At 71.2% G+C, this 8267-nt stretch carries 10 protein-coding genes; 6 read left to right on the plus strand and 4 right to left on the minus strand.

The window, feature by feature from the left end:
• Nucleotides 1–199: 199 nt before the first annotated feature.
• The 3 genes from E1300_RS05540 to E1300_RS05550 are packed head-to-tail and all read left to right on the plus strand — an operon-like array spanning nucleotide 200 to nucleotide 3120.
• A complete protein-coding gene (locus E1300_RS05540; protein ID WP_131755780.1) occupies nucleotides 200–1264 on the plus strand; it encodes a PhoH family protein in 1065 nt (354 codons plus the stop codon).
• Entirely contained in the window at nucleotides 1265–1741 is a 477-nt protein-coding gene (gene ybeY, locus E1300_RS05545) for an rRNA maturation RNase YbeY (protein ID WP_131755781.1), read from the plus strand.
• Entirely contained in the window at nucleotides 1741–3120 is a 1380-nt protein-coding gene (locus tag E1300_RS05550) for a hemolysin family protein (RefSeq protein WP_165502684.1), read from the plus strand. The genes ybeY and E1300_RS05550 overlap by 1 nt, the downstream gene beginning before the upstream one ends.
• Nucleotides 3121–3135: 15 nt before the next feature.
• Here the strand turns inward: E1300_RS05550 and E1300_RS53685 are convergent, their stop codons facing one another.
• The 3 genes from E1300_RS53685 to E1300_RS05565 all read right to left on the minus strand — a co-directional run bounded on the left by E1300_RS53685 (nucleotide 3136) and on the right by E1300_RS05565 (nucleotide 4607).
• Entirely contained in the window at nucleotides 3136–3516 is a 381-nt protein-coding gene (locus tag E1300_RS53685; RefSeq protein ID WP_131755782.1) for a DUF397 domain-containing protein, read from the minus strand.
• A 93-nt stretch (nucleotides 3517–3609) separates the two neighbouring features.
• Nucleotides 3610–3801 carry a DUF397 domain-containing protein gene (locus tag E1300_RS05560; RefSeq protein WP_131755783.1) on the minus strand — a complete coding sequence of 64 codons (192 nt, stop codon included), beginning with the start codon at nucleotides 3799–3801 and terminating at the stop codon, nucleotides 3610–3612.
• Complete coding sequence (locus tag E1300_RS05565) at nucleotides 3792–4607, minus strand: helix-turn-helix domain-containing protein (protein ID WP_131755784.1); 816 nt, start codon at nucleotides 4605–4607, stop codon at nucleotides 3792–3794. The genes E1300_RS05560 and E1300_RS05565 overlap by 10 nt, the downstream gene beginning before the upstream one ends.
• Before the next feature lie 137 nt (nucleotides 4608–4744).
• Here E1300_RS05565 and E1300_RS05570 point away from each other — a divergent pair, with 137 nt between their 5' ends.
• The gene (locus tag E1300_RS05570; RefSeq protein ID WP_131755785.1) at nucleotides 4745–5140 is read left to right on the plus strand and encodes an ATP-binding protein; all 396 of its coding nucleotides are present in this window, start codon (nucleotides 4745–4747) and stop codon (nucleotides 5138–5140) included.
• Between the two features lie 12 nt (nucleotides 5141–5152).
• On the opposite strand, the gene E1300_RS05575 is transcribed toward E1300_RS05570, so the two are convergent.
• Complete coding sequence (locus E1300_RS05575) at nucleotides 5153–5488, minus strand: cytidine deaminase-like protein (RefSeq protein WP_131755786.1); 336 nt, start codon at nucleotides 5486–5488, stop codon at nucleotides 5153–5155.
• Nucleotides 5489–5626: 138 nt separating this feature from the next.
• Between E1300_RS05575 and E1300_RS05580 the strand changes: the two genes are divergently transcribed.
• Both E1300_RS05580 and E1300_RS05585 read left to right on the plus strand, forming a co-directional pair.
• A complete protein-coding gene (locus E1300_RS05580; RefSeq protein WP_131755787.1) occupies nucleotides 5627–7786 on the plus strand; it encodes an MMPL family transporter in 2160 nt (719 codons plus the stop codon).
• 60 nt (nucleotides 7787–7846) lie between these two features.
• Nucleotides 7847–8267 (plus strand): AfsR/SARP family transcriptional regulator (locus E1300_RS05585; RefSeq protein ID WP_207399495.1); only part of this gene is annotated, 421 nt, incomplete at its 3' end.

Below are 8267 nucleotides of genomic sequence, written 5' to 3' on the forward strand. Positions count from 1 at the left end.
CCCCGCCGCCCGCACCGCGCCTCGCGGCGCCCGCCGCGCCGGACCCGGCCCACGGGCGCCGATTCGCGGGAGCCGGCGGCGCGGCCGCGAGCGGAAATGAAGCGGCGATCCGTCGCGGGTGCCCAGTACCATGGGAAGGGCACACCTGGACACCCGGAGCAGACAGAAGGCAGGTCTGAGAGGCCGCAAGGCCCGGCTGATGGTCGAATCAACTCACGCGAGGCGCGGCGACGGGACCGGCCCGCGCTCCCAGATCAAGATCGTGGTGCCGGACGACCATTCGATGGTGAGCCTGCTGGGCTCCCGTGACGAGCTGCTCCACGCGATCGAGCGGGCGTTCGGCAACGGCATCGACATCCACGTCCGCGGCAACGAGATCACCGTGACGGGCCCCGAGGGCGAGACCGACCTGGTCTCCCGGCTCTTCACCGAGATGGTCGAGCTGCTCAAGGGCGGCACCCAGCTCACCCCCGACGCGGTCGAGCGCAGCCTGGCGATGCTGCGCGGCGAGAGCGGCGCGCGGCCGGCCGAGGTCCTCACCCTGGACGTGCTGTCCAGCCGGGGCCGCACGATCCGCCCGAAGACGCTGAACCAGCGCCGCTACGTCGACGCGATCGACAAGCACACGATCGTGTTCGGGATCGGCCCCGCCGGCACCGGCAAGACGTACCTGGCGATGGCCAAGGCGGTCCGCGCCCTCCAGGACAAGCAGGTCAACCGGATCATCCTGACGCGTCCCGCGGTCGAGGCGGGGGAGCGGCTCGGGTTCCTGCCCGGCACGCTCTACGAGAAGATCGACCCGTACCTGCGGCCGCTGTACGACGCGCTGCACGACATGGTCGACCCCGACTCGATCCCGCGGCTGATGGCAGCCGGCACGATCGAGGTGGCGCCGCTCGCCTACATGCGCGGCCGCACGCTCAACGACTCCTTCATCATCCTGGACGAGGCGCAGAACACCTCGCCCGAGCAGATGAAGATGTTCCTCACCCGGCTCGGCTTCGGCTCGAAGGTCGTGGTCACGGGCGACGTCACCCAGGTCGACCTCCCGAACGGGCAGATGAGCGGCCTCCGCGTCGTCCAGGACATCCTGGCCGGCGTCGACGACATCCACTTCTCCCGGCTGAACAGCAAGGACGTCGTCCGCCACAAGCTGGTGACCGACATCGTGGACGCCTACAACCGCTACGACGAGTCGCGGGTACCGGAGATCAAGCAGGGGGCGGCGGGCCGCGGCGGCGGATCCCGCAAGCGGGGGCGCTAGATGAGCATCGAGGTGTTGAACGAGTCGGGGGTCCCGGTCGGCGAGAAGGACCTCGCCGACCTGGCCCGGCACGTGCTGGACGGCATGCGCGTCCATCCGCTCGCGGAGCTGTCGATCCTGCTGGTGGACGAGGCCGCGATGACCGAGCTCCACGAGAAGTGGATGGACGAGCCCGGCCCGACCGACGTCCTGTCGTTCCCCATGGACGAGCTGCGTCCGGGCCACATGTCCGGCGGCACCGACGAGGAGGGCGAAGCCGACCCGGGGCTGCTCGGCGACGTCGTCCTGTGCCCGTCCGTGGCCGAGAGGCAGGCGCGGGAGGCCGGGCACGGCACCGAGGACGAGCTCGAACTGCTCTGCGCGCACGGCATCCTCCACCTCCTGGGCTACGACCACGCCGAACCGGACGAGCACAAGGAGATGTTCGGCCTCCAGGCCGAGCTGCTCGCCTCCTGGCGGGAGAAGCGCGGGCGCTGATGAGCACCGGACAGGGGTGGCTGTCGGCGCTGGCGGTGGGACTGGTCTTCACGGCGGGCCTGCTGGCCAGCACGGAGGCGGCGCTCGCCAGGGTGTCGCGGGTGACGGTCGAGGAGATCGTCCGGGACGGGCGGCGCGGCGCGCGGCGGCTGGCCGAGGTCGTGGCCGACCCGGCCCGCTACGTCAACATGGTGCTGCTGCTGCGCATCGCGTGCGAGCTGGTCGCCACCGTGATCGTCGCGGACCTGTGCATCTCCTGGCTGGACGAGACGTGGCGCGCCTACGTGGTCGCCGCCGCCATCATGATCGTCGTCAGCTACGTCGCGATCGGGGTGGGGCCGCGGACGCTCGGCATCCAGCACGCCGACCGGATCGCGCTGGCCGGCGCGGCGGTGATCCATCCGGTGACGCGGGTGCTCGGGCCGCTGCCGCGGCTGCTGATCCTGCTCGGCAACGCGCTCACGCCCGGCAAGGGGTTCCGGGAGGGCCCGTTCGCGTCCGAGGCGGAGCTGCGCGACCTCGTCGACCTCGCCGAGCAGCGCAGCCTCATCGAGCCGGACGAGCGGCAGATGATCCACTCGGTGTTCGAGCTCGGCGACACGCTCGTCCGCGAGGTGATGGTGCCGCGCACCGACATCGTGTTCATCGAGCGCGGCAAGACGCTGCGGCAGGCGATGAGCCTCGCGCTGCGCAGCGGCTTCTCCCGCATCCCCGTCGTCGGCGAGAACGAGGACGACGTCGTCGGCATCGCCTACCTCAAGGACGTCGTCCGCCGCAGCCACGAGCACCGCGAGGGCGAGTCGACCGAGCGGGTCGAGTCGGTGATGCGGCCCGCCACCTACGTGCCCGACAGCAAGCCGATCGACGAGCTGCTGCGGGAGATGCAGGCCCGGCAGATCCACCTCGCGATCGTGATCGACGAGTACGGCGGCACCGCCGGCCTCGTCACGATCGAGGACATCCTGGAGGAGATCGTCGGTGAGATCACCGACGAGTACGACGTGGAGACCCCGCCGGTGACCTGGCTCCCGGACGGCGCCGCCCGCGTCACCGCGCGCCTGCCCGTGGAGGACCTCGCCGAACTGTTCGGCGCCGACATCGACGTCGAGGAGGTCGAGACCGTCGGCGGCCTGCTCGCCCACGCCCTCGGCCGCGTGCCCATCGAGGGCTCCACGGCCCGGGTCGGCTCCGACGGTGACGGTGACGGCGCCGTCCTGTCCCTGAAGGCCGAGACGATCGCCGGCCGCCGCAACCGCGTGGGCACCGTCCTGGTCCGCCGCCTGAACGACGAGAACGGCCACGGCGACGGCGAGAGCCCTGACGGTGACCGCCGAGCCGCCGACGACACCTTCCGAGCCTCCGGCGACGAGGGCGCCTAACCCGCCCCAGACCGGTCAGCGCGCCCCGACAGCACTCTGAACAGCAGCACGCAGAGCCGCGCGGGTCACCACGAGGACGGCCCCATCCGGGTCCTTGCTATCCCGAACCGCCACCACCGCCCCGTCCGCCCCAGCCAACTCGACGCACTCACCGCCGTTGCTCAGGCTTCGCCTGGCCTTACGCCACGAGAGCCCTGCCAGCTCGACGCACTCAGCCGCGTTCGAGCCACTGTGCGTGCTCTTGCGCCATGGAAGCTCAGCCAGCTCGATGCACTCACCGCCATTCGGACCGCTGTGAGTGCTCCTGCGCCACGAGAGCCCTGCCAGCTCGACGCAATTGCCGCCACTGCACGTGCTGCGGCTGCTCCGGCGCCAGGCAACGTCGTTCAGGTCCATCTGCCTTGCACCACCTCTCTCATCGGCTCCCGAGATGTCTCTCTAGTGAGTACCCGTGAACGAGGGGTGTCGGCAGTGGCTGCCACCGGACGGTCAGCGCGTCTTGGCGGCAGCCTGGACAGCGGTGCGCAGAGCCGCGCCGGTCACCACGAGGACGGCCCCATCCGGGTCCTTGCTATCCCGAACCGCCACCACCGACCCGTCCGCCCCAGCCAGCTCGACGCAGTCGCCGCCGTTGGAACCGCTGTAGCTGCTCTTGCGCCACGCGGCGTGCTTCAGGTCCATCTCTCTCGAACCACCTTCCCGATGAAATCACGTGACATCTCGTCTGTCAGTGCCCGTGAACGGAGGCTGACCAGGGTTCTTGCGACAGTGGACAAGTCTGCGGGGGCGTCCGTCGTGATGGGACGGACGGCTGTCTCGATGTACGCGACTTCGCTTCGATCCTCCATCGTCGCAACCACGAACGCGCCCATGTTGCCGTCATGTTCGCCGCTTCCCAACACTACTTGAACCGTGATGTTGGGTGACATACTCATGTGCCGCAGGTGCTCCAGTTGCTCCTTCATCGTCTCGGAGGTGCCGACCTGTCGGTAGAGCGCCTGCTCGTCGATCAGAATCACGTAAATCGGTGGGGAGAAGCCGTCTTCCCTCGGTCCTCGGAGGATCTCCTGGCGGCCGATCCGAGCGTCTGCGGCGCTCTGATTGCCTTGCAGGATCGCTAGTGCGTAGGCGGGTGTCTGGATCAGGCCAGGAATGACCGAGTGCTGATAGGTGATCAGCATCGTTGCGTCGGCCTCGATCTTTGGCCAGTCGAACCAGATCGGGACAGGATGGCCGTCCTTGTTGAGGTCCTCCCAGAGGTTGATGAGCGCGCCACCGGCATCGAGGTGATCGTCCACGATTTCCACGAAGGAGCGGGTGGCCCGCCTCTTTCCGTTCTCGATGCGACTGATCTGAGCCCCGCTCATCGTGGTCAACTGTGCGATGGCATCCTGTTTAACCCCTTTCGCCTCCCGCATTCGACGCATCTGCCGTCCGAATGCGACTAAGGCGGGGGATTCGCGAGGGCGCTGGCGCCGTGGGGGCATGGCTCTTATCTCTCGATGGAAGCTGCCCTAATTGATCAGGCGCTTCCCAGCTCTTACCGATCGAACTTGGTAGTCAAACCGTAGCCCGGATAGTGGCTCAATGTGTGGTGTTCGACACACACAGTGAGGAGAGGGTCATGGGTGGTGCGGCGGAGGGCGAGATGGTAGTGAAGCGGGATCCGGCGGTGGTCGCGGAGGTGCGGCGGTTCGTGCGGCTGGTCGTCGGTCAGTGGGGCATGGACGACTTCGTGCCGTGCCTGGTGGCGTGCGAACTGGTCACCAATGCGCTTCAGCATGCGGCGTCCGGGACGGACGGTGATGTGGTCCTGCGGTTGAGTCGTACCGAGGACGACGCCCTGTGGGTGGAGGTTCAGGACGCCGCGTGCGGGCTTCCGCGCATGCTGGCGGCCGACGCGAGTAGCGAGACGGGACGGGGGCTGTTCATCGTCGATCAGTACGCCCGCTGCTGGGGCATTCGTGCCCTGGCCGACGGTGTCGGCAAGATCGTTTTTGCCGTCATCGACCGTTCGTGAACGCGGAGGGCGTTACTCGATGATGGTGGTCAGGGTGCCGTCGGGGGCGGCGAGCAGGATCGGTGCCTTCCGGCCGAGGTCGCGGACGGCGGCCACGTCGGACGGGTCGGCGGTCCCGGCGGCGGTGACGACGGCGGCGGCCTCCAGGTCCTCGGCGCCGCTCGACACCGCCATCGCGACGGCGACCTTGAGCGCCGAGAGCTTCAGGGACGGCAGGTCCACGCTCGTGGCCGCGTAGGTGCGGCCCGTCTCGTCGCGTACCGCGGCGCCCTCGGCGGCGCCCGCGCGGGCCCTGGACGACCGCGCCAGGGTGATGATCTTCGCGTCCTCGGGGTTCAGCTCGCTCACGTCCCCAAGCGTACGGGGCGGGCGTTCCCGGGCGTCCAGGCGGTCCGGGCAGCCGGTCGCAAGTCGGTGGCAAGTGGCCGCCAAGGGCACGCGGCGATCCTCGGAACGTCCGGTACCGGAGTTCTGGGGGAGAAAGCGATGTCCCGTCTGCTCTACCGCCTGGGGAAGGCCGCGGCGCTGCGGCCCTGGCGGTTCGTCGTCGCGTGGCTGGTGATCGTCGGGGCCGTGGCCGGGCTCGCGGGCGTCGCCGGCGGGTCCCTGCACGACGACTACACCCTCGCGGGGACCGGGTCGCAGAAGGCGACCGACCTGCTGAGGGAGCGGTTTCCGGCGATGGCGGGCGCGGACGCCCGCGTCGTCGTCCACGCGAGGTCCGGCACGGTTGACCAGGCGAAGCTCGGTGCGGCCGCGGCGGAGCTGCGCCGGTTGCCGCAGGTCAGCGCGGTGGAACCGGCGCCGCCGGGGCGGGACGGGGTGACCGCGCTGATCACCGTCCAGTACGGGGTGCCGGTTACCGATCTGGAGCCCGGGCCGACGCTCGACGAGCTGCGCGGCGCCACGGGGAACCTGAAGGCCGCCGGATACCAGGTGGAGTTCGGCGGCCAGGTGCCGGAGAACGTCACGGCGCCCGGCGGGGTCGCGGAGGTCATCGGGATCGTCGCGGCCCTCGTCATCCTGCTGCTGGCGTTCGGATCGGTGGTGGCGGCGGGGCTGCCGCTGGCGGTGGCGCTGGCCGGGCTCGGCGCCGGGGTGTCCGGGATCACGCTGCTGGCGGCGTTCACCGACGTCGCGACCACGGCGCCGACCCTCGCGATCATGGTGGGGCTCGGGGTCGGCATCGACTACGCGCTGTTCATCCTGACCCGGCACCGCGAGGGCCTGGCCGCGGGCTTCGACGTGCCCGAGTCGGCGGGACGCGCGATCGCCACCGCCGGCCAGTCGGTCGTGTTCGCGGGCGGGACGGTGCTGCTGGCGCTGTGCGGGCTCGTGCTTTCCCGGATCCCCGTGTTCATGACCATGGGCTTCGCGACCGGGCTCGTGGTCGCGGCGACCATGCTGAGCGCCGTCACGCTGCTGCCCGCCGTCCTCGGGCTCGCCGGGACGCGGGTGCTGCGCCGCCGCGACCGCGCCGCCGGCGCGACGATCTCGACGGACTCGCCGCGGGTCCGGCGCTGGGCCGAGCACGTCGGACGGCACCCGTGGCCGTGGCTCGGTGCCGTTCTCGTGCTGATGCTGGCGCTGGCCGCGCCCGCCCTCGGCATGCGGACGTGGCCCAGCGACTCCAGCAGCGAGCCGACGTCCAGCACGGTCCGGCAGGCATACGACCTGCTGGCCGACGGGTACGGCGACGGCGCCAACGGACCGCTGCTGGTCGCGGTGGACCTGCGGAAGGTGGAGGCGTCCGCGCTGCCCGGTCTCGGCGAGCGGCTCGCGCGCACTCGCGGGGTCGCGGCCGTCGCGCAGCCGCGGTTGTCGCCGGACCGCTCGGCCGCCGTCGTCGTGGTCACCCCGGAGTACGGCCCGCAGGACGCGGAGGCGCCGCGCCTGGTCGACCGGATCCGCGCGGACGCGCTGCCGCCCGGCGCGGAGATCGCCGGGCTCACCGCGAGCTACACGGACCTCTCCCGAATGCTGTCGGAGCGGCTCTGGCCCGTGATCGGCGCGGTCGTGGCCACCTCGTTCGTCCTGCTGATGCTGGTCTTCCGGTCGGTGCTCGCGCCGCTGAAGGCCGCCGCGATGAACCTGCTGTCGATCGGCGCCGCGTACGGGGTGCTGACGGCGGTGTTCCAGTGGGGGTGGGGCGCCACGCTGCTGGGGCTGCCGCACAGCGTCCCGGTGTCGAGCTTCATCCTGCTGCTGATGTTCGCGGTGCTCTTCGGGGTGTCGATGGACTACGAGGTCTTCCTGCTCTCGCGGGTCAGGGAGGAGTGGCGGCGCACCGGCGACGCGCGCGGCTCGGTGCCCGCGGGGCTCGCCGCGACCGGCCGGGTGATCACCAGCGCGGCGCTGATCATGGTGGCGGTGTTCCTCGGCTTCGCGCTGGACCCGAGCCTGGTGATCAAGCAGATGGGAGTCGGGCTGGCGGTCGCGGTGGCGCTGGACGCGACGCTCGTCCGGCTGGTCCTGGTGCCCGCGACGATGGCGCTGCTCGGACGGGCGAACTGGTGGCTGCCGCGGCCGCTCGCGCGCGTCCTGCCCGAGTTCGACCCGCACGGCGGTGACGGCGCGCCGGGCCCTGGCGCGCCGGAAGGCGCGGACGGCCCGGGCGCCCGGGAGCGGCAGCCCAGCCAAGCGTGACCGTCGCGTAGGCGGGGGCCCACCGCGGTCCGTCATGTCCCGGTTTAGTCTGAGCGGGACATGACGACCGCGGTACGCGTGCTGGGCGCCTTCAGCGCGGCGGTGGACGGGGCACCGGCGGATCTGGGCGGGCCTCGCCAGCGCTCGGTCCTCGCGCGCCTCGTCGCGGCGCAGGGGCGGATGGTCCCGGCCGACCGGCTCGTCGAGGAGCTCTGGGCGGGCACCGCGCCGCAGCGCGCCGCGGCCGGACTCCAGTCGTTCGTGTCCCATCTGCGGCGCGCGCTCGAACCCGGCCGCCCGCCCCGGACGCCCGCGCGCGTCCTCGTCACCGAGCCGCCCGGGTACGCGCTCCGGCTCCCGCCCGGCGACGTCGACGCCTGGCGCTTCGACGCGCTGATCGACGAGGCCGGCGGGGCGCTGGACGCTGGCGCAGGGACCGCACGTCCCGTCTCTGGGAACCGCGCCCTAGCCGTGCGGTGGT

The organism is Actinomadura fibrosa (assembly GCF_900659615.1).
GTDB classification, from domain to species: Bacteria; Actinomycetota; Actinomycetes; order Streptosporangiales; family Streptosporangiaceae; genus Spirillospora; species Spirillospora fibrosa.